This window comes from Nonomuraea sp. NPDC003201, from assembly GCF_053590415.1.
Genome location: NZ_JBSFTC010000233.1, coordinates 1 through 19,298, shown reverse-complemented (window position 1 = coordinate 19,298; position 19,298 = coordinate 1). Strand labels below are relative to the sequence as shown.

Sequence of the window (19,298 nt, the reverse complement as noted above, 5' to 3'; positions counted from 1 at the left end):
GGGCGGGATCCCGCGCGGCGCGTTCGCGTGTGCCGCTACCAGCCGCCGTTGTGGAGCTGGCCGCGCACCGCGCCGCCGGGGAACTCCGCGGTGTGCAGGTTGACGTACCAGCCCTTGGGGTTGTGCTTGATGCCGGCGGCGACCTTGGCCGAGGCGGTGCCGGTGCCGGCGATGCCGTTGACGCCGGCCGGCAGGCCGTTGGCGGCGGCGAAGAAGTCCACGACCACCGGGCCGTTCTTGCCCTTCACGCCGCGGTGGACGTGGCCGTTCGTGGGCGGGGCGACGCGTTTCCAGGCGGTGGCGAAGTGCACCTTGGTGCCCTTCACCCAGACGAGCCACGCGGCGCGCCCGTCCTGGTCGCCGACCTTGGTGCCGGGCGCGGGCACTTCCTGGCGGCCGTCGGCCAGAGCGGTGAGCGTGTGATGGGACGAGCCGGCGGCCAGCACCGATTCGAGCGAAACGGGGCGTACCCGGTGCAGCTGGGCGCGGACGGCGCCGCCGGGGAACTCGCCCGTGTGCAGGTTGGCGTACCAGCCCTTGGGGTTGTTCGCGATCCTGGCGAGCAGGCCCGAGTCCTTGACCGTGACGGTGCCCTTGACGGCGCTGAGCGAGGCGGGCAGGGCAGCGCCGAAGAACGGGATCTTGACGTCGCCGTTCTTGCCGGACTTGCCCTGGTGGATGTGGAACGCGGTCGGCGCGGCCACCTTCTGCCACCGGATCGCATAGTCGACCTGCTGTCCGTGGATGCGGAACACGGCGATCGCGCTGCCGTTCCGGTCACCCACCTTCGCGCCGGGCGCGGGTACTTCGTTCTTGCCCAGCAGCGTCGCCGCCAGATAGACGTCGGTGCTCGACTGCGTGTCCGCCTGTGCCATGGCCGGGCTGACGGATGCGGCGATCAGCGCGGTGGCGAGCGCGAGGCCGGAGGCGGTGAGGATGCGCTTCGTCATGATTGACCCTTTCGGTTGCCTCAGGGGTGAGGCTCGGAGCGGTGTTCGACGCCCGGTTGTACGACCCGCGCCTCGCGCCGGGTTCAATCCGCAAATGTGTATAAATACGCATTCGCGCTGGTGGGAGGCGGTCTGGCGGCCCCTCCCGGACGCATGCGGGTGAACCGTCCCGTAAGAACCCCCGTACCTGTCGAAGATCGGACTTTCCTTGCCCACGACAAAACCGGAGGGAGTGGTCGCATGTGGAGTCCATCGGGGGAAAGACGATTCAGGCCGTGGTTGGGGGCGGTTTGCCTGAGCGGAAGCGTCGCGCTCGTCCTGTCAGGCTCGCCGCCGTACGCGCAGACCGGGGCGGTGGATGTCTATCTGAGCACGGTCGCGACTGAGGGCATCTCCTGCCCGAACGTGGCGGACAAGCTGCCCGACGTCCCGGCCGCCGCCAAGGCCGAGGTGGACCGCAACCTCGCCCAACTCGACAAACAACTCCAAGAGGCCAACAACCGGCTCGCCACCTCAGCAGGACAAGGAGGCTCCAACTTCGTCCAGAACGCCATCCTCGGCCCACTCGCCGACAAACGCGCCGCCGCCATCGACCGCATCTCCATAGCCATCGGACGCGTCGCAGAACGCCCCACCGGTCTCAACGAGCTCGCCACCTGCTCGCTCGGCGACGCCGCCGCCCCATCCCAGAAGGCCACCCCATCCCAGGAGGCCACCCCGACCGACCAAGCCACCCCGACCGACCAGGCAACCTCATCCGACCAAGCCACCCCACCGGAACAAACCACCGCACCCCCGGCGACCGGCTCCGCCACGCCTGATCCCAGCGGTAGCCAGACCGCGGACCCGGCGGCGCAGACCATCGTCTGCCCGAACGTGGCGGACAAGCTGGCCGACGTCCCGGCCGCCGCCAAGGCCGAGGTGGACCGCAACCTCGCCCAACTCGACAAACAACTCCAGGAGGCCAACGACCGGCTCGCCACCTCGGCAGGGGAAGGAGGCTCCAACTTCGTCCAGAACGCCATCCTCGGCCCACTGGCCGACAAGCGGGCCGCCGCCATCGACCGCATCTCCATAGCCATCGGACGCGTCGCGGAACGCCCCACCGGCCTCGACGAACTCGCCACCTGCTCGCTCGACGACGCCCAGAACTCGGCGGACGCCGGGCCCACGGCCGACGACTACGTCGACATCCGTGACGTCCCCAAGGCGGAGCAGCCAGAGGCAGGCGAGAACGCCTCAACAGGCACGTACGCCTCCAAGTGCGGCACGAACCGCGACGGTCACTCCAACACCGACAACCTCATCCTCGCCCCGGGCATGTCGGACGGGGCCCAGCTCAGGCAGGACTACGTGGGCAACATGTCCACGGACGCGTTCTCGACCAACGAGAGCCTGGCCGCCGCGGACACCACCTGCCGTACCAGGGACGACCGGTCCGCCTACTTCTGGCCAACCCTGCGCGTACGCGGATCCGACGACGAATCCGCGGCCGGGGACGACACCAACAACGTCGGCACCCCCGTACAGCCGACGTCCGTGAAACTCGAATACCGCGGGAACCTCACCTCGGAGGTGACGGCGGCGCCGCGGTTCCTCAGGATGATCTCCGGCGACGCCAGGGCGGCCGGCAACGGCGCCGAGAACGCCCGCCCGACGTTCACCTGCACCGGCTTCACCGACCGGCTGACCGACAAGTATCCGATCTGCCCCTCCGGCAGCGACCTGGTCCGCGTCTTCGACATGCCCAGCTGCTGGGACGGTCAGAACCTCGACAGCGCCGACCACCGCACGCACCTCGTCTTCCCTGACGAGACCGGCGCCTGCCCCAGCGGCACCGAGGCCGTGCCGCAGCTCCGGATGACGCTCACCTACGACGACGTGCCCACCTCAGGAGACGTCCCCTTCGCGGTGGACGGACCCGCGAGCGAGCAGAACGACCCGAGCACCGACCACGCCGGCGCCATCGGCGTGATGTCGCACAGGCTCATGAACACCGTCGTCCGCTGCGTCAACAGCGGCAAGAACTGCTGACACCGACAGCATCGAGCCCGGCCTGTGGGGAAGCAGGTGGGCATGGCTCGGAGCAGCGCGTCGGCGGGTGACCGCCGATGGAGTTCGAGACGCTGGTGAAGGCCGCCCAGTGGGCCGGGGTGGAAGATCCCCGGCTGCTGGCGGCCCTCGCCACCACACCACGCGACCGGTTCGTGCCGCCGCGTTACGCCGCCCGCGCCCCTTTCGACGAACCGATCCCGATCGGCCACGGCCAGCCCACCTCGCAGCCGTCCCTGATCGCGCAGATGATCGACGCCCTGCGGCTGTCGGGCACGGAGACGGTCCTGGAGATCGGCACCGGGTACGGCTACCAGACCGCCCTGCTCGCCCGCATGGCCGGCCGGGTGCACTCCATGGAACGCCACGCCGACCTGGCCCGGCACGCGCGGGCCAACCTCGCCGCAGCCGGGGTGACCGGCGCCGAGGTACTGGTGGGCGACGGCACCGCCGGCCTGCCCGAGCACGCGCCCTTCGACGCCGTCGTCGTGTCCGCCACGGCCCGGACCGTGCCCGCCCCGCTCGCCGAGCAGCTCGCCGAGGGCGGACGGCTGGTCATGCCGATCCACGGGGAGCTGGACGAGACCGTCGTGCTCTTCGGCAAGCGACACGGCCGCCTGGTCCAGGAGCGCCTGCTGACACCCGCCCGGTTCGTCCCTCTGATCGGCGAACACGTGGACGACACACCCGGCCGGTGAATGCGTGATGACGCGAATGACTCCGACTGACCACAGGACAGGTCAGGTAAATGCGCGAGTCAGCGAAAACGCCGCTCACTTGTGGCAGCTTCGGACTGCTTACGGCCATATATCGGCATCAAGGGGGTTCTGTCGCGGCTGTGCCGCCTCGACCGCTACGGTATGGGGCTGAGCGCCGCCGCCGAGGCGGCGACCTCGGACGATCAGCGAAGATCAGGGGAACATTTCGAGGAAGTTGAAGTGACGACTGCGGCGTCGCCGCGTCCCCCCACTCTTGCCGAGATCCTGGCCCGCCCGCTTTGAGGGCTTTGTGCTGGATCGCCATTTAGGCGATCGGGATGGGGTCAATCCGCACTGCCCTCAAGCGGCCCATGATCTTGCAATTGCTCCCGTACTCCGTCAAACAGGCATGGATTCCGATTTATCATGACTTATCAGTCTTACCCATTAGACCAGCCACTTCCGGCTCAGCCGGCGACGCCGGACGCTCCCCCCGCCGAGACCGTCAAGGCGCCGGCAGAGGTCGAAGAGGACAGCGGCGGCGTCCTCGACGTACTCGAGAAGATCGGCTCGGTGGTGGTCCCGGCCGGTGTCACGCTGTACGCGCTGCTGTACATGGGCTTCAAGGAGATGTACAGCGTCTTCGGCATCACGCCCGAGCAGGCCGGCATAGACCAGTCCGTGCTCTTCGGGCGGCTCCTGGGCTCCCTGCTGCCGCTGACGCTGATCACCGCCTCCGGTATCGGCCTGCTCATCAGCCTGGGCTGGCTGCTCAACCTCATCACCCGTGGCTGGGCCGGTCGGCTGTTGCAGGCCGTCCGGAAACGCCCGTGGATCGTCGCCCTGGCCGCCGCGGTCTGGGCCGGCCTGTCCTACCTGGGTTTCCTCTATTACGTGTACACCGCGTCGGGAGACCATCTGGGGGGCGGTGAGGTCGTCTTCGCGATCCTGCTGGGCTTCCTGGCCTACGTGGTGCCCTTCCGCCTGCTTCGCCGCAGGTCGATCGGCCGCGCCGGGATGAAGGTCCTGATCGGGGCCTTCACGGGGGTCGGGCTGGGATATCTGCTCATCATCCAGATGGTCTTCGGCGCCGTGCAGGTGCAGGAGACCGGGCAGGCCAACACGCTGCTCGACAGCCTCGGCTTCCAGGACCAGTGGGCCAGGCTCCAGGACAGCAGCGGCAAGACGCTCTACGACGGGCGCTGGATGATGCTGCTGGGCGAGTTCGAGGGCGGATACGCCTTCTACGACTGCGACAAGCTGATGACCTTCCGCAAGTTCTCGGAGAGCACGATCCTGATCGACATCCAGCTCGATCCCGACCGGGAAAAGGGCTTCACCTGCGGCACGCTCGCCGACAAGGACAAGAAAACCGGCTGACCCCGCATAACCCTCGTCCTGTACGGCGAGCGCCGCCGTACAGGACCTCGGCATTTCCGCAAATCCAGTTACGCCGTGGTCACGACCGGTTAAAGTCCAACCCACTCGCTGGCGCAGATATGACGACGATGGGAGCCGAGGTGGCTCAGCACCTGAACGCGGCGCTGGCGGAGCTGGTGATCCTCCGTCGGTTCCGCCGAAGGAAGGTCCGTTTCGGCCGCCGGACCGGGCCTTTGGTCCTTCAGTGCGAGCCCTCGGACCACGACGCGGCCGACCTCGCGGCGATTCGATCGTGGCCCGCGGAGTACTACGAAGAGTATTCGAGCGTCCTGCCGATCAACGAGCCGTGCAAAACCCCGCCGAACGCCGACCTGTCGCAGTTCGCGGCGGAATTGCGGGCCGTCGCGCACAGGTTCTCGCGTCCCGCCTACCGGCTTCCCCTCGTCTTCCCGCGCTTCGAGGCCGCGTACGCGCTGGCGAACTGGAATCTCCGCGACCCGGAGCAGAAGCGCCTCGCCGAGCTGGGCGAACTGGACGCCGAGCTGGAGGAGAAGGTCAAGGAGGCGATCGACAGGGCCCGGCAGAAGATCCTGCGGGAGGTCCGCAAGTCGATCAAAAAGGTCGTCACCAACTCCTACCTCGGAAACCTGGCGAGCGGCATTGTCGGCCTGGTGATCGGCATATTCGGCGCTTTCCAGGTCCGTGCCCACTGGACCCTGCGCTGGTACCGGAAGAAGGCGTTCAAACGGCCGCTGGGGACCACCGAGGAGCTCGTCAGGGAACTGCGCCGGCTGCTGATCGAGCCGCCCAAGAACGACATCGACGAAAAAGAGCTCCTGCTCGTCAAGGCCCTGCTGGCGGATATCAACGCGCACCACGGGCTTTTCCGCCGGCTCAACCGGGTGCGCCGTCCCGTCATTCTCCTGCCCGACGTCGACCTCGTCCCGGCGCGGCGGAAGATCAGGGACACGCTCCTCGCCGCGTACGATCACGGATCCCGCGGCCTGCGCGCCTATCCCGTCGTCGTGGCGACCTCGGCGCGGGGCGGAGCACCGGTCGCGAGAGGGGCCAATCCGCCCGTCTCTCCGGACGAACTCGCCAAGGAGATTCCGGCGCTGTTCGCACGGCGGAAAGAGGCCATCGAGAACATCATCGCCGGCGGCGCCGAGCCGGTGCCCAGCCGGCTGCTGCCGGTCACCCTGGGGTCGGGTCCGGCGCCGAAACCGCCCCGCCGGGGGCCGGGACCGCTGACCCTCACCACCGAGATGTTCGCTCTCGCGGGCGTCCTGGGTTTCGTCGCGTACGCGGTGATCCTCCCGCCGCCGGAGCCGGCGAGCTGCGGGGAAGGGCTCGTGGTGATGGGCCGCGACTGCATCGGCGTGTCGGACGGCACAGGCGTGCTCATGCCGGAGCTCGACGGCATGCCGGAGGTCTTCGCGCGCATCGAGGCGGAGAACAATCGGATCGCGGCGAAACCGTACGCCACCGTGGCGTTGATGATCCCCATGCAGTCGGACATCCCGGCCGTGCGCAAGCAGATCCTGAGCGAGGTGCAGGGCGCCTATCTGGCCCAGCTGCAGGCCAACACCCCCGACGCCGCGAAGCCCCCGATCCGCCTCGTCCTCGCCAACCCCGGCCGCGACTACGGGTACTGGCAGAAGACCGTGGATTACCTCACAGAGAGGGAACCGCAGCTCCGCGTCGTCGCCGGGTTCAACCTCAGCCTGACCAACACGTGGAACGCGATGCACCACCTGACGAAGGACCTGGGGATCCCCGTCGTCGCAAGCCTGGTCACCTCATCTGATTTCGCCAATCCGGAGACCCAGGACCGGAGCCGGGATCCGTTCCCCGGCCTGGCCCGCGTGGTCTCGACCACCAAAGAGCAGGCCGAGGCGCTGCTCAGGTCCGACCCGAAGCTGGCGGGCGCCGAGAGCGCGCTCGTCGCGGACACCCGGCCCTTGGACAACTACGACAAGTCGCTGCGCGACGCCTTCACCGAGGCCAGGAAGGGCAAGAAGGGCACCGGGGTCCAGGACATGACGTACGAGTCACCCGGCCTTGAGGAGCCCGGCCGCACGCCGAACCGGTTCCAGGACTTCGCCTTGAACATCTGTCAGTCGAACGCCCGTTTCATCTATTTCGCCGGCCGGGCCTTCCATCTGAAGCTCTTCGTCAAGACGCTGGCGAACACCTACTGCGCCGGCAAGAAGTCCTACACCGTGATCACCGGCTCCGACGCGACGACACTCGACAGCCGCCTGGACGCCGAGGACCTCGAACTCATCCGGGGCGACCCGGGCGGCGGCAGACCGTCCGTGTCCGTCGAGTACGCCGCCCCGGCCCACCCCGCCGCCTGGAACATCGAGGTGGCGAAGTGGTGGCGGGAGAACACCCGCAAAGGCTCCAAACCGAAGCGGGAAGACCTCCCGCGCTATCTCGCCGAGCCGCAGGAGTCCCTGGCACGGCTCCAGCACCTCATCGCCACCGCCAAGATCGGCCCTGTGGCACTCGAGGACGGGCGTACGATCATCACCCACGACGTGATCCTGACCGCCCACCGGGCCCTGGCGAAAGCGGTCGCGATCAGCCCCACGGAGGTCCCTTCCCGGCAGGACGTCAAGGACGTTCTCGCCGACCTGCACGCCGCCTACCGGATCCAGGGCGCGAGCGGCTTGATCTGCCTGACCGCCGCGGGCAACCCGTACGACAAGGCACTCCCGGTCGTCCGGCTGGACCCGGCCTCGGGAAAGCTGACGTTCAAGGGCGTCGCCTGGCCGGAGGGGAAGCCCCCGAACAACAACTGCGTCGTGCCCCAGACCACCTCATAGGGCACCCTCGTATCAGAAAGCATCCCCAGTCCCTGCCGTGGGCTGCCTACGTACGTGGAATAGGTACCTATACGGGGAGTTTTCACCTCTTCTTGAGTCACCTCACTGAGGCATTCTCGATGGTGTGAGCAACCTGGGCTCACTGAACGAGAGGCAAGGAAGAGGACCCACTCGGGGTAGGACATGAACAGGCTTCTGATGACCAGCATCCTGACCGCGGTCACCGGCCGCCGCCAGACCACGTGCCGCGCGGCCTCGTGGTGGCTCTCGCCTGACCTCGGCTCGGTGTGCGATGCCCGCCGGCTGACCCGTGACAAGCTCGCCGCCTGGGGTCTCGACGACCAGGTGGAGGCCGCGGAGCTGCTCGTCAGCGAGCTGGTCGGCAACGCGCTGGAGCACGCGTACGGGCCGGTCCGCCTCAGCTTCTCCACCGAGGACGGCCTGCTGCGCTGCGAGGTCGAGGACGAGAACCCCGACCTGCCGCACATGCTGATCGTCGACGCGGACGCGGAGAGCGGACGCGGGCTGTTCCTCGTCGACGTGCTGTCCTGCTGCTGGGGCGGCGAGCGTACGGCGCGCGGCAAGGCCATCTGGTTCGAGCTGCCGGTGTTCGCCCGCGCCGAGACCGACGCCCCCATCGGCGCCCTCGCCCCGGTCGCCGCCTGAGCCCGAAAACCACCCGAACCCCGAAAACCACCCAAGCCTCGGACGCCCCCGAACCCCGAAAAGCCCCCCGAACCCCGAAAAGCCCCTGAGCCCCGGCTAGCGGACTACTCCCACTCGATGGTGCCCGGAGGCTTGCTCGTCACGTCGAGCACCACCCGGTTGACCTCCCGGACCTCGTTGGTGATCCGGGTCGAGATGCGCGACAGCACGTCGTAAGGCACCCGCGCCCAGTCGGCCGTCATCGCGTCCTCGGACGTCACCGGCCGCAGCACCACCGGGTGCCCGTACGTGCGCCCGTCCCCCTGCACCCCCACCGACCGCACGTCGGCCAGCAGCACCACGGGGCACTGCCAGATCTGCCGGTCGAGGCCGGCCCGGGACAGCTCCTCGCGGGCGATCGCGTCGGCCTCGCGCAGCAGGTCCAGGCGCTCGCGGGTGACCTCGCCCACGATGCGGATCCCGAGGCCGGGGCCCGGGAAGGGCTGGCGCCAGACCATGGCGGACGGGAGCCCCAGCTCCTCGCCCGCCCGGCGCACCTCGTCCTTGAAGAGCGCGCGCAGCGGCTCGACCAGCTTGAACTGGAGGTCGTCAGGCAGGCCGCCGACATTGTGGTGGGACTTGATGTTGGCGGTGCCGGTGCCGCCGCCCGACTCCACCACGTCGGGGTAGAGCGTGCCCTGGACCAGGAACTCCACCGGCCCGTCGGCCATGATGGCGCGCTGCTCGTCCTCGAAGACGCGGATGAACTCGCGGCCGATGATCTTCCGCTTCTCCTCCGGGTCGGAGACGCCCTCCAGCGCCTTCAGGAAGCGGTCGGCGGCGTCCACCACGCGCAGCTTCACGCCCGTGACGGCCACGAAGTCGCGCTCCACCTGCTCGGCCTCGCCCTTGCGCAGCAGGCCGTGGTCGACGAAGACGCAGGTCAAGCGGTCGCCGATGGCGCGCTGGACGATCGCGGCGGCCACCGCGGAGTCGACGCCGCCGGACAGGGCGCAGATCGCGCGGCCGTCGCCGACCTGGCGGCGCACGGCGTCAATGGAGTCTTCGACGATGTTGAGCATGGTCCACGACGGGCGGCAGCCGGCGGCGTCGAGGAAGTGCTTGAGGACCACCTGGCCGTGCTCGGAGTGGAGCACCTCCGGGTGGAACTGCACGCCGTAGAGGCCGCGCTCAGGGTGCTCGAAGGCGGCTACCGGGGTCTCGCTCGTCGAGGCGGTCACCGTGAAGCCCTCGGGGGCGGCGGCGACGCTGTCACCGTGGGACATCCAGACCGTCTGGGCGTCCGGCAGCCCGGCGAAGATCACACCCTCGGCGAGCACCTCCAGCGCGGTGCCGCCGTACTCGGCCACGCCCGTGCGGGCCACCTCGCCGCCCAGCGCCTGCGCCATGGCCTGGAAGCCGTAGCAGATGCCGAACGTGGGCACACCCGTCTCGAACAGCCCGTGCGGCACCGGCGGGGCGCCTTCGGCATAGACCGAGGACGGGCCGCCGGACAGGATGATCGCCTTGGGGTTCTTGGCCATCATCTCCTCGACCGGCATGGTCGAAGGCACGATCTCGGAGTAGACGTGGCACTCGCGCACACGCCTGGCGATGAGCTGCGCGTACTGTGCGCCGAAGTCGACCACCAGCACTGTGTCGAATTCAGACACCGTGAGAACCCCCCAAAGGCGAAATGCGGTGACTACAGTCTATCGGCCTTGTGCATTACGCCTGGCCTGCCTACCGGCACTCGTGCTAACACAGAACAATGGATCTTGTCTGGCCGGTGACCGCGTGGGCCCTGTGGGCCGCCGCGCTGGCCGCCGCCTTCAAGGTGTCCAGCCGCGACCGCCCGCGAGGGACGCCGCGACACGAGGCGCCACCGGCCGTGGTCGAGCTGTTACGCGGCATGCGGGCCCAGGAGGTGTTCCACTCGGCGCTGTTCGAGCTGGCCGGGCGCGGGTGGCTGACGATCGAGGACGATCGCCTCTCGCTGGCGCCCCTGAGGCAGGAGCCGCTCCTCCCGTACGAGCGATGGGTCCTGGAACGGGTGGTCGCCCGCCTGGCGGGCCAGCCGTACGCGCCCGTGATGGCGGTCATGCCCGAAGGGGCCGAGCTGGACGGCGGCCTGGTGCCGCTGGCCCGGCAGACCGCGATCGACCTGGGCCTGGCGCGGCGGCGCTGGCCGACCATGATCGTTCCGGTGCTCCTGGCCGCCGGGCTGTTCATCCCCTGGTACGCCACCATCTCCGCGGCCGGGCTGTCGTGGCCGGGGATGATCGCGACGATGGTGTCGTTCGTGGCCGGGGTGGGGCTGCTCATGGCGGGCCGGGGGTTCCTGCTGACCCCGGCCGGGCGGGAGATCGCCGGGCCGGACGCCGAGCCGACGGATCCCGGGCAGGAGTGGATCTTCACGGGCAGCGGCTGGCACGGCGACGAGATCGAGCCGCCCGGATCCGCCGCGTCCGGCCCCAAACGGCAGGAGGTCTCCGGTTACGTCGTCAAGCACTGGGCCGTGGCCGACCCGGACCCCGAGACGACGAGCGGCAGGTGCGCCTACTACGTGGCCGTGCACGACGGCAGCTCGGAGAAGGCCCGGTCGTTCCTGGTCACGCAGGGCCTCTACCAGGACGTGCTGCCAGGCGACCACGTCCGGCTGCTGGTCAGGCCGCACAGCGGCACGGTGGTGCGGGTGCTGGCCCACGAACGTCACTGGTAGGGCGGCAGGTTCCCGGTGAGCAGGGTCTCGGTCTGCAGGCGCAGCCGGGCGGCGTACCGGGGATCGGTCAGCACCAGGAACCGCTCCTCGCGGATGGCCGCCACGACCAGGCCGGCCACCTCGGCCGGCTCGATGCCGCGCTCGGCCGCCCGGCCGACCCATTCCCGCGCGTCCGCCTCGTCCTGGGTGGGGATGGCGACCGGACCGGCCGGGCGTACGCGCTCGGAGTCGGCGATGCGGGTCCTGACCGCGCCGGGGCAGAGCGCGGTCACCCGGAGTTTGGCTCCCGTGGCGGCCAGGTCCTCGGCGAGGGCCTGGGACGCGGCCATCGCGGCGTACTTGGTGACCGCGTACCCGCCCGATCCCGGCGTGGTGAACAGCCCGGCCACCGACACCGTGTTGACGATGTGCCCCTCGGTGTCCTGCTCGATCATGCGCGGGACGAACTCGTGGATGCCGTGGAGCACGCCCCACAGGTTCACGCCCAGCAGCCAGGCGAAGTCCTCCTCGCCGCGGGTCCACATGCGGCCGCCCTGGAAGACGCCGGCGTTGTTGCAGAGGACGTGCACGGCGCCGAGCTCGCCGAAGCAGCGGTTGGCCAGGTGCCGTACGGCCGCCGCGTCGGAGACGTCGGTGACCTGCGTGAGCACCTTGCCGTCGCCTGCCTGGTGGGCCGTCTCGGCGAGGCCGCCGGGATCGACGTCGGCGAGCATCAGCGCCATGCCCTCGGCCGCGAACCTGAGCGCCAGCGCCCGCCCGATGCCGCTGGCCGCGCCGGTCACCACGGCGACCTTGCCGGAGAGCTCCCGCACAGGATCATCCTCCCCTCGCTCGCGACCGACGCTACCTGACCTGCCGCCACCGCCCTAGGGGGGCGATCTAGAGGATGCGGTCGATCAGGCCCAGGGGCGGCGAGCCGAGGTCGAACAGGGCCTTGTGGTAGCGCTGCAGGCTGAAGTCCGCGCCCCACTCCGCCCGCGCCCGCTCCCGCAGGTCGAGGATGAGCAGCTTGCCCCAGGTGTAACGCCCGTACGTCGGGTCGAACGTCGCCCGCCTGGCCTCCGACAGCGCGGCCGGCCCGGCCAGGTGCGTGTCGGACTCGAAGCGCCTGGCGCCCTCCTCGACCGTCATCTGCCCGGTGTGCACGCCGATCGCGCAGGCCAGCCGGGTGACGCGGAGCAGCGCCTCCACCCAGACACCGATCTCGAACCGCGGGTCGTCCGGCTCGAAGCCCTCCTCCACACACAGTTCCTCGGCGTAGTGCGCCCAGCCCTCGATGAACGCGAGGGACTGCAGGAGCCGGCGCACGTCCGACTTGGCCCGCCGCAGCGCGCGGGCGTGCGAGAAGTGCCCGGGCGCGACCTCGTGCACGTTGATCGCCGGCAGCGTCGCGTTGCTGAAGACCTCCAGCCACTCCTCCTGGTCCTGCTCCGACCAGGAGGGGTCCGGCGGCGTGATGTAGTACCAGGACGGGCCCTCGGGCTCGCCGGGCGAGTTCCACGCCATCATGGCCATCGCCCAGCGCCGCGACTCGGGCGCCAGCCCCACCAGGCACTCGCCGTCGTGGTAGGGCACGAGGTCCTTCTCGCGGGTGAACGCGATGGCCTTCTCGGTGCCGATCCGCGCCGCCTCGATGACCCCGTCGGGGTCGGGATGGTCCTTGACCAGCTCCCGTACGACGTCCAGCGGCGCCCGGTCCCGCTCCCCCAGCTTGGCGCAGGACTCGGCGAGCAGGCCCATCAGCCGGTCCCGCTCGGCGTCGGCGCGCTCGGCGAGCCTGCCCAGGTCGACGGGCAGCCCTTCGGCCGTGCCCATGAGCCTGGCCAGCGCCTCGCCGCCGAGCGCCGCGTCCGGGTCGCCCTCGGCCGCGGCCCGCTCGACGTGGGCCACGAGCAGGCTGTGCGCCTTGAGCGCGGCCTCGTCGGTGACCCCGGCGGACAGTCCCCTGGTCGCGGCGAGCAGGGACTGCGCGACGGGGGCCGGCACCTGGTCGAGCGAGGCGATCGCCTGGTCCACCGCCTCGGGCCAGAGCGCGAGGTGGGCCGCCTTGGCCGCCTCGCGCTCCTCCTCGGGGGCGTAGTCGCGGTCGTAGCAGGCGAGGTCGAGGTTCGAGAGGTGGATCAGCGGGTTCTTGCGGTGCAGCTCCAGCTCGCCGAACTGAGTGCGCAGGCTCTCCTCGAACACCTGTAGGTGCTCGGCGTCATGCGCGTCCGCGGGCAGCGGCCCCTCGCCGAGTCGCGCCAGACTGGACCGCACGCCCGCGGGCGAGAGGTCCTGGATCCGGCCGTCGTACTCGTGCCTGCCGCCGCCCTCGCGCGCCTCGGCCACGAACAGGTCGGTGATGGCTCGCAGCCTGGCGTCAAGTTCTGTCATGCGGCCGACGCTAGCGCACACCTTTCGCCCTGTTTTATACAAGCGCGTACCGGTCGGCCGTAATGTGAGAATGTTTCCCATGGCCCTCAAGATCACGACGCTCGCGGAGCGTCCCGAGTTCGCGCCGTCGCTGTTCGAGATGGACCATACGTGGCACGATTTCGTGCTCGAGGATCCGATCGCGGACCTGTTCTATCCGTTCGCCACCACGACCTACGCCGGCTACGTGCTGGTGGCCGACTCCGAGGAGGAGCCGGGACGGCTGGCGGCGCGGGCGTGCATGATGCCGTTCCTCTCCAGGGGCCCCGAGCTGCCCGACGACGGGTGGGACGGCGTGATCAGGTACGGCTGGCTGGCCCGCGAGCGCGGCGAGCGGCCCGACAGCATCTCCGCCCTGGAGATCTCCGTCCGCCGCGACCTCCAGGGGACGGGGCTCTCCTCCCTGATGCTCGCGGCCATGCGCGAGCAGGCCGCCGGCCTCGGCTACCGCGAGCTGGTGGCGCCGGTCAGGCCCAACAAGAAGCACCTCGAACCGCGCACCCCCATGGCCGAGTACGCCTTCAGGACCCGCGCCGACGGCCTGCCCCATGACGCCTGGTTACGCGTGCACGTGCGGGCCGGCGGGAAGATCGTCAAGGTGGCGCCGCGCTCGATGGTCGTCTCGGGCACGCTGGCGGAGTGGCGGCGGTGGACGGACCTGCCGTTCGACCGGCCGGGCCCGGTGGAGGTGCCCGGCGCGCTCACCCCGGTGCACTGCGACGTGGAGCAGGACCACGCCGTGTACGTCGAGCCGAACGTCTGGGTCAGCCACCCCCTGGCCTGAGCGCGACCCGGCGCCGCAGCTCGTCGGCGAACTGCCCGGCGTCCAGCCCCTTGGCGGCGGCCCACGCGTCATCGTGATAAGTCGTCAGATGCCGGTCGGCGGCGTCCCCGACCAGCGACACCACGGTGCCGGTCTCGCCTCTGGCCCGCATGCGCTCGACCAGCTCCAGCGCCGCCCAGAGCGCCGTGCCCGACGAGCCGCCCACCGCGAGCCCCGTGACCGCCCTGAGGTGCCGGGCCGCCGCCACGCTCGCGGCGTCGGGCACCGGGATGACGAGGTCGACGAGATCGGGCCGGAACCCCGGCTCGACGCGGGGCCGCCCGATGCCCTCGATCCGCGACGGCATCCCGGTCGCGTAGTCGGACACGTCGAGCGTCCATCCCGGGAAATATGCCGAATTATCGGGATCGGCCACCGCGACCCGGCAGGGGACGTCGTGCTCGCGTACCCACCGCCCGAGCGTGGCGGAGGTGGCACCCGTGCCCGCGCCCGTCACCACCCAGTCGGGCCGCACCTGGGCGAACAGCTCCTCCCCCAGGTCGTGCTCGGCCGCCCGGCCGAACTGGTCGAGGAAATGGCCCGGGATCGCGCGCGCCGCGTCGTAGATCGCGAGGGGCGGCGTGACGAACCTGCACTCCCCGCCCAGCGCCTCCACCGCCCTGGCCCGCGCCTGGCTGCGCTCGCCCGGCATGACCACGATGTACGGCAGCCCGAGCCGCCGGGCGAACCAGGCCTGCGCGACGGCCGCGTTGCCGCCCGTGGCCTCCACCACGGTCGTGCCCTCGCCGACCAGCCCGTCGAGGACGGCCCGCCGGAACAGCGCCCTGGAGTGCCGGTGCCGCAGGCTCCCGGTCGGCTGCGCGGACTCGTCCTTCAGCAGCAGCCTGATCCCGGGCGCCTGGACCGGGAAGTCGATCAGCGGGGTGGGCTCCGCCGCCGCCAGCACGTCGAGGGCCCGCGCGTTCCAGCTCACGGCTCCACCCTGCCAGGCCGGGGCAGGCCGGGCGGCGCCGTTCGCCACGAGCCGACCGATCAAACAGCGTTCAGGGGAGCTGGGTGCTTTCGCCCGGAGCGAGCAGCCGGAGCCGGTCGCCGAACCCGGCGAACGCCTTCTCCACGGTGTCCCGCCCCTGCGTGAAATGCGCCCAGTGCTCGAAGTGCAGCGGCACCACGTGCCGGGCCTCCAGGATCTCGGCCGCCGTCACGGCGTCGTCGCTGGTCAGCGTCAGGTAGCCGTCGACCAGCGGCGTGCGCGCCCCGCCCGCGAACAGCAGCGCCACGTCCACGGGGCCGAACCGCCCGGCGATCTCCCGTACGACGTCCAGCGAGGCGTTGTCCCCGCTCACGTAGACGGTCGGCAGCCCGTCAGCACCGAGCACGAACCCGGTCACCTCGCCCACCAGGTGCTCGGTCCCGTCGGGCCCGTGCTGGGCGGGGACGCCGGTCACCCGCAGCCCGTCGCCCACCGTGACGGACGTCCAGTTGGGCAGCGCCCGCACGGAGGCCCCCAGCCGCCCGGCCGCCGACCCGGTGGAGAGCACCAGCGGAACGGACACCAGGTAGTCCCGCCCGGCCCTGTCGAGGTTGTCCGGGTGCTGGTCGTGGGAGAGCAGCACCGCGTCCACGGCCCCGAGCTCGGCCGCGCCGAAGGCGGGCCCCGCGGTCTTCGTGAGCGCCCTGTTCCCGATCGGGTAGTCGCCGGGCGCGTCGAACGTAGGGTCGGTCAGCAGGCGCACCCCGCCGATCTCCAGGACCGCCGTCGGCCCTCCGAGGTAACGAATCTCCATGGACGTCAACGACACCGGCTCAGGACGGCTTATTCCACGCCGAGCCCGTTGATGATCCGCCCGGTCGACCGGTGGCAGAGCGCGCGGAAGTCGGCCTCGGCCATCCCGATCCGCCCGCTCAGGTACTGCTGGACCAGCCCCTGCGCGCTCGACGTGATCGTCATCGCCGTCTCCAGGGGATCGTCCTCGCGCAGCCGCCCCGTACGCATGCCCTCCTCCACGAGCTCGGCGACGACGCTGAACGGCGGCCCCTGCCCGTCGCGGAAGTCCTCCGGGAAGCGCCGCGCCCCCGCCCAGGCGTCCAGGATCAGGAACCGGTACAGGTGCGGGCTCCCGAGCGCGAAGTCGAGGAAGTCGTCCAGCGCGGCCATGCACCGCTCGTCCCACGTCCCCGAAGGAGAGCGCCGCCGCCATGACTCGGCCAGCTCGCGGGCGCTGCGGTCGGCGACCGCGCGCAGCAGGGCGTCCCGGTTGGGGTAGTGGCGGTAGATGGCCATGGCGGTGATGCCCACGGCGTCGCCCACGCGTCGCATGCTGACCGCGTCGGCGCCGTCCTCCAGAAGGATCCGCCGCGCGACGGCCACGATGCGCCCGGCCGTGCCCTGATCGTTCACGTTTACAGCGTAGACGTCACTTCAACCGCAGCCGCCGCATCGTCTTGAGCGTGGTGGCCAGGGTGGCGGCCCACTTCTCGTACGGCAGCCCGAACGGCGGCTCGAACCCCAGCCAGCCCGCCTGCGAGGCCACGGTCTTGGACTCGGTGTAGCGCAGCAGGCCTTCCGAACCGTGCCGGCGGCCCAGCCCGGACGCCTTCATGCCGCCCATGGGGGCGTCGTAGGAGGCGTAGGCCGAGGCGTACCCCTCGTTGATGTTGACCGTGCCGGCTTTGACGCGGGCGGCGAGCGCGCGGCCGCGCGGGAGGCTGGAGGTCCAGATGGAGGCGTTCAGGCCGTAGATGGTGTCGTTGGCCAGCTCGACCACCTCGTCCTCGGAGGAGAACGGGTAGAGCGCGACCACCGGCCCGAACGTCTCGTTGCGGCACAGCTCCATGTCCTCGGCGACGCCGGTGAGCACGGTCGGCTCGTAGAACAGCGGGCCCAGGTCGGGCCTGGCCTTGCCGCCGGTCAGCAGCCTCGCGCCCTTGGCCAGGGCGTCGTCCACGTGCGCGCCGACCGTGTCGAGCTGGCGCCGCGAGGTGAGCGAGCCCATCTGCACCGACCAGTCGTGGCCCGCGCCCAGCTTCATGCCCCGGACCTGCTCGACGAAGCGCTCGGCGAAGGCGTCGAACACGGACGCGTGCACGTACAGGCGCTCGATCGACAGGCAGAGCTGCCCGGCGTTCGTGAAGCAGGCCCGGATGGCCCCCTGCACGGCCACGTCGAGGTCGGCGTCGTCGAGCACCACCATCGGGTTCTTGCCGCCGAGCTCCAGCGAGCAGCCGATGAGCCGCTTGGCCGCCTCCTCGGCGATCTTCCTGCCGCCGCGCGTCGATCCCGTGAACGCCACGTAGTCGGCGTCGTCCAGCAGCGCGTCGCCGATCTCGGCCGGCTCGCCGAGCACGACCTGCCAGATCTCGCGCGGCATGCCCAGCTCGGCCAGCAGGTCGATGGTCCACAGCGTGGACTGGGCGGTCTGCGTGTCCGGCTTGTGCACGATCGCGTTGCCGGCCAGCAGCGCGGGCACCGCGTCGGTGACGCCCAGCGCGAGCGGGTAGTTCCACGGGGAGATCAGCGCGACCACGCCCTTGGGCCGGCGCAGCTCCACGACGCGGGTGGCGCCGGGGAAGACGCCCTTGCGGGCGCGCGGCGCGAGCAGGCCGGGCGCCCGGCGGGCGTAGTGGAGAGCGCAGCCCGCGACGTCGAGCACCTCCTCGAAGGCGTGCTTGCGGGCCTTGCCCGTCTCGTCCTGGACGATGTCGAGGATCTCGGCGCGCCGGTCGAGGATCGCGTCGTGCAGCCGCAGGAACGGTCTCGCCCGCTCCGCCACGGGCCTGCGCGCCCACTCGTCCTGGGCGGCCCTGGCCTTCTCGTACGCCCTGCGGACGTCGTCGACGTCCGAGACGGGCAGCTCAGCGAGGGTTTCGCCGGTGAAGGGGGCGATGATGTGCCGTGTCCTACCGCTGGACGTCACGTGCATGCCAGAAGGATATTCCGCCCGGCTACCCACGGGTAGTTTTTGCGGATTCGCGCCGTAGCGACAGAATCCCTACATGGCAACCTTCGCTCCGCTACGCCCCGGAGATCCACAGCGGCTGGGGGGCCTGGATCTCCTCGGCCGGCTCGGTGAGGGCGGTCAGGGCGTCGTCTACCTCGCCCAAGGCCACAATGACTCCCGCGTGGCCGTCAAATGGCTGCGGCCCGACCTGTCAGGCGACCAGGTGAGCGCCGAGAGGTTCATGCGCGAGGTCCAGGTGGCCCAGCAGGTGGCGCCGTTCTGCACCGCCGCCGTCCTCGGCACCGGGGTCGAGGAGGATCGGCCGTACATCGTCAGCGAGTTCATCGAAGGGCCCTCCTTGCACCGGGTCGTGCAGGAGGAGGGGCCGCGCACGGGCACCGTCCTGCACCGCCTGGCCATCGGCACCGCCACCGCGCTGGCCGCCATCCACCAGGCCGGCATCGTCCACCGTGACTTCAAGCCGGCCAACGTGATCATCGGCGCCGACGGGCCCCGGGTGATCGACTTCGGCATCGCCAGGGCGCTGAACGCCACCTCCACGATCAGCAGCATGGTCGTGGGCACGCCGGCGTACATGTCGCCCGAGCAGATCATGGGGCACACGGTCGGCCCGGCCGCCGACATGTTCTCGTGGGCGAGCGCGATGGTCTTCGCCGCCTCCGGACAGGCGCCGTTCGGCAGCGACACGATGCCCGCGGTGATCAACCGCGTCCTCAACCAGCATCCCGACCTGGGCATGCTCGACGGGCAGCTGCGTGACGTGGTGGCCGCGTGCCAGCCGCTGGACATGCTCGGGGTCAACTACTACAACCCGACGCTGGTCCGCCAGTGGGACGGATCCTCCGAGCGGGCGACCGCCGAC

General features: G+C 70.5%; 16 protein-coding genes. 8 read left to right on the top strand and 8 right to left on the bottom strand.

From position 1 onward, the window contains the following. Positions 1 to 35: 35 nt before the first annotated feature. The gene (locus tag ACWDX9_RS45790) at positions 36 to 950 is read right to left on the bottom strand and encodes a CHRD domain-containing protein (protein ID WP_449966479.1); all 915 of its coding nucleotides are present in this window, start codon (positions 948 to 950) and stop codon (positions 36 to 38) included. Between the two features lie 354 nt (positions 951 to 1,304). On the opposite strand from ACWDX9_RS45790, the gene ACWDX9_RS45785 reads away from it, so the two are divergent. The 5 genes from ACWDX9_RS45785 to ACWDX9_RS45765 all read left to right on the top strand — a co-directional run bounded on the left by ACWDX9_RS45785 (position 1,305) and on the right by ACWDX9_RS45765 (position 8,577). Further along, the gene (locus ACWDX9_RS45785) at positions 1,305 to 2,984 is read left to right on the top strand and encodes a DUF1996 domain-containing protein (RefSeq protein WP_449966476.1); all 1,680 of its coding nucleotides are present in this window, start codon (positions 1,305 to 1,307) and stop codon (positions 2,982 to 2,984) included. 77 nt (positions 2,985 to 3,061) lie between these two features. Further along, positions 3,062 to 3,700: a protein-L-isoaspartate(D-aspartate) O-methyltransferase gene (locus ACWDX9_RS45780; RefSeq protein WP_449966474.1), complete on the top strand. Its 639-nt coding sequence runs from the start codon at positions 3,062 to 3,064 to the stop codon at positions 3,698 to 3,700. A gap of 426 nt (positions 3,701 to 4,126) precedes the next feature. Next, entirely contained in the window at positions 4,127 to 5,080 is a 954-nt protein-coding gene (locus ACWDX9_RS45775) for a hypothetical protein (RefSeq protein ID WP_449966472.1), read from the top strand. A 140-nt stretch (positions 5,081 to 5,220) separates the two neighbouring features. Then, on the top strand, positions 5,221 to 7,911 hold the full coding sequence (locus tag ACWDX9_RS45770) for a hypothetical protein (RefSeq protein WP_449966469.1): 2,691 nt from the start codon (positions 5,221 to 5,223) through the stop codon (positions 7,909 to 7,911). A 183-nt stretch (positions 7,912 to 8,094) separates the two neighbouring features. Then, on the top strand, positions 8,095 to 8,577 hold the full coding sequence (locus ACWDX9_RS45765) for an ATP-binding protein (RefSeq protein ID WP_449966467.1): 483 nt from the start codon (positions 8,095 to 8,097) through the stop codon (positions 8,575 to 8,577). Between the two features lie 104 nt (positions 8,578 to 8,681). On the opposite strand, the gene guaA is transcribed toward ACWDX9_RS45765, so the two are convergent. Further along, on the bottom strand, positions 8,682 to 10,229 hold the full coding sequence (gene guaA, locus ACWDX9_RS45760; RefSeq protein WP_449966464.1) for a glutamine-hydrolyzing GMP synthase: 1,548 nt from the start codon (positions 10,227 to 10,229) through the stop codon (positions 8,682 to 8,684). 98 nt (positions 10,230 to 10,327) lie between these two features. Here guaA and ACWDX9_RS45755 point away from each other — a divergent pair, with 98 nt between their 5' ends. After that, positions 10,328 to 11,278, top strand: a complete 951-nt coding sequence (locus tag ACWDX9_RS45755; protein ID WP_449966461.1) for a hypothetical protein — start codon at positions 10,328 to 10,330, stop codon at positions 11,276 to 11,278. Here ACWDX9_RS45755 and ACWDX9_RS45750 read toward each other — a convergent pair. Together ACWDX9_RS45750 and ACWDX9_RS45745 are read right to left on the bottom strand one after the other, a co-directional pair. Beyond that, the gene (locus tag ACWDX9_RS45750; protein WP_449966458.1) at positions 11,269 to 12,090 is read right to left on the bottom strand and encodes an SDR family NAD(P)-dependent oxidoreductase; all 822 of its coding nucleotides are present in this window, start codon (positions 12,088 to 12,090) and stop codon (positions 11,269 to 11,271) included. The genes ACWDX9_RS45755 and ACWDX9_RS45750 overlap by 10 nt on opposite strands. Before the next feature lie 67 nt (positions 12,091 to 12,157). After that, positions 12,158 to 13,651: a DUF885 family protein gene (locus ACWDX9_RS45745; protein ID WP_449966455.1), complete on the bottom strand. Its 1,494-nt coding sequence runs from the start codon at positions 13,649 to 13,651 to the stop codon at positions 12,158 to 12,160. A 79-nt stretch (positions 13,652 to 13,730) separates the two neighbouring features. On the opposite strand from ACWDX9_RS45745, the gene ACWDX9_RS45740 reads away from it, so the two are divergent. After that, positions 13,731 to 14,474, top strand: a complete 744-nt coding sequence (locus tag ACWDX9_RS45740) for an N-acetyltransferase (RefSeq protein WP_449966453.1) — start codon at positions 13,731 to 13,733, stop codon at positions 14,472 to 14,474. On the opposite strand, the gene ACWDX9_RS45735 is transcribed toward ACWDX9_RS45740, so the two are convergent. The 4 genes from ACWDX9_RS45735 to ACWDX9_RS45720 all read right to left on the bottom strand — a co-directional run bounded on the left by ACWDX9_RS45735 (position 14,455) and on the right by ACWDX9_RS45720 (position 18,397). Further along, the gene (locus ACWDX9_RS45735) at positions 14,455 to 15,447 is read right to left on the bottom strand and encodes a PLP-dependent cysteine synthase family protein (RefSeq protein ID WP_449966450.1); all 993 of its coding nucleotides are present in this window, start codon (positions 15,445 to 15,447) and stop codon (positions 14,455 to 14,457) included. The two genes, ACWDX9_RS45740 and ACWDX9_RS45735, sit on opposite strands and share 20 nt — an antisense overlap. A 70-nt stretch (positions 15,448 to 15,517) precedes the next feature. After that, positions 15,518 to 16,261, bottom strand: coding sequence for an MBL fold metallo-hydrolase (locus ACWDX9_RS45730; protein WP_449966447.1), 744 nt, complete (start codon positions 16,259 to 16,261; stop codon positions 15,518 to 15,520). Between the two features lie 29 nt (positions 16,262 to 16,290). Next, positions 16,291 to 16,875 carry a TetR/AcrR family transcriptional regulator gene (locus ACWDX9_RS45725; protein WP_364243663.1) on the bottom strand — a complete coding sequence of 195 codons (585 nt, stop codon included), beginning with the start codon at positions 16,873 to 16,875 and terminating at the stop codon, positions 16,291 to 16,293. Positions 16,876 to 16,891: 16 nt separating this feature from the next. Then, entirely contained in the window at positions 16,892 to 18,397 is a 1,506-nt protein-coding gene (locus ACWDX9_RS45720; RefSeq protein ID WP_449966444.1) for a succinic semialdehyde dehydrogenase, read from the bottom strand. Between the two features lie 73 nt (positions 18,398 to 18,470). Here ACWDX9_RS45720 and ACWDX9_RS45715 point away from each other — a divergent pair. After that, positions 18,471 to 19,298: serine/threonine-protein kinase (locus ACWDX9_RS45715; RefSeq protein WP_449966442.1), on the top strand; the 828-nt coding region annotated here is incomplete at its 3' end.

Excerpts from the sequence above, each read along its gene's own strand:
- ACWDX9_RS45745 (WP_449966455.1), bottom strand. The coding sequence starts at position 13,651 with ATGACAGAACTTGACGCCAGGCTGCGAGCCATCACCGACCTGTTCGTG.
- ACWDX9_RS45755 (WP_449966461.1), top strand. The coding sequence starts at position 10,328 with ATGGATCTTGTCTGGCCGGTGACCGCGTGGGCCCTGTGGGCCGCCGCG.
- ACWDX9_RS45775 (WP_449966472.1), top strand. The coding sequence starts at position 4,127 with ATGACTTATCAGTCTTACCCATTAGACCAGCCACTTCCGGCTCAGCCG.
- ACWDX9_RS45790 (WP_449966479.1), bottom strand. The coding sequence starts at position 950 with ATGACGAAGCGCATCCTCACCGCCTCCGGCCTCGCGCTCGCCACCGCG.
- ACWDX9_RS45730 (WP_449966447.1), bottom strand. The coding sequence starts at position 16,261 with ATGGAGATTCGTTACCTCGGAGGGCCGACGGCGGTCCTGGAGATCGGC.
- ACWDX9_RS45780 (WP_449966474.1), top strand. The coding sequence starts at position 3,062 with ATGGAGTTCGAGACGCTGGTGAAGGCCGCCCAGTGGGCCGGGGTGGAA.
- ACWDX9_RS45720 (WP_449966444.1), bottom strand. The coding sequence starts at position 18,397 with ATGCACGTGACGTCCAGCGGTAGGACACGGCACATCATCGCCCCCTTC.
- ACWDX9_RS45765 (WP_449966467.1), top strand. The coding sequence starts at position 8,095 with ATGAACAGGCTTCTGATGACCAGCATCCTGACCGCGGTCACCGGCCGC.
- ACWDX9_RS45740 (WP_449966453.1), top strand. The coding sequence starts at position 13,731 with ATGGCCCTCAAGATCACGACGCTCGCGGAGCGTCCCGAGTTCGCGCCG.